At 42.2% G+C, this 1,136-nt stretch carries 1 protein-coding gene; it reads left to right on the top strand.

The features are described 5' to 3' along the window. Positions 1-32 precede the first annotated feature (32 nt). On the top strand, positions 33-1,136 hold a 1,104-nt coding region (locus tag FTV31_RS17045; RefSeq protein WP_257227211.1), incomplete at its 3' end, for a MobA/MobL family protein.

Genomic DNA, 1,136 nt, shown 5'->3' with positions numbered 1-1,136 from the left:
GAAGTGATGAACGTAACTATCATGCACATATCATGTTTACAGGTCGTCAGATCGACCTTGAAACTGGCGACTTTGCCAAAAAGAGAAACCGAGATTTTAACAAAGAAAATTCTAGTCAGACTGTAAGCCACTGGAGAGAAGCATTTGCCGACCTAACTAACAAGCATCTAGCTAGAGCAGGCTACTTATCCGAAGTAGACCACCGCAGTTATGCAGATCAAAATAACGGGTTACAAGCAACAGTCCATGAAGGCAGTGCGGTCACACAGCTACGCAGACAGGGCATTGACACTGAAATCAGCCTGAAAAACGATTTAATCAAACAGCAAAATATTGAAAATCAGCATTTGCCTGAACTTCTGAAAAACTTAGAACAAGAAATCATTGTGACCGAGCGGCTTGTAGAAAACTTACAACACGAGAGCGTTAAGCAAAGCCCACAACACAGTATTTTTGACAGCATCAAACAGAATTTAGATGCAGCGGATGAACACCTAAAACAAATCCCACAGATTAACCCTGACAAGGTGAGATCCACTCTAGACCATGTAAGACTGACACGAACTCAAAAAGCGAAAGAGCTTAAACAGCCCGAAAAGCATAGAGCCGTTGTCAATCTTGAAAAAGAGCTTGCGAATGCTACCAGTGACATATTCCGAGTCGTTGCACAAGCCAAGCTTGATTACGTCAACAGCATGATCGAGAAAGGTGAAAATCCTGCACATCACTTCCCAGCTATCGAAAAAGAAGGCAATCAAGCACTTCAAAAGTGGCGAGAAAAAGAACTTCAAAGGCAAGCAGCTGATCAGCCACAACAACCTAAAACAACAGCATTTGAACCACGAAGCCCTAAAAAAGAATCCGCGCCAAGTGATGAACAGCGAAAATACCTCACTGCAATAAACGCTATTAACGCATATGATCGCGCTGTAGGCGACTTAGCCAAAAATATGAGGGATACCACATACCATAAAGAAAAAAGCGCATACAGCGCAAAACGTGGCGAAATAACGCATAACTTAGATGCAATTAATCAAGAAATCCAAGCATTGGGTAAAAAACCAATGTTTTTCCCTAAAAAATGGGTGTCAGCTCATACCGAACTGTCAGCAAAACGAGACCGTTTAGAACGTGAA

The sequence above is a fragment of the Acinetobacter sp. YH16031 genome, from assembly GCF_013417335.1.
Classification (GTDB): domain Bacteria; phylum Pseudomonadota; class Gammaproteobacteria; order Pseudomonadales; family Moraxellaceae; genus Acinetobacter.
The sequence above is the reverse complement of the archived record's forward strand: the minus strand, read 5'-3'. Positions and strand labels throughout refer to the sequence as shown.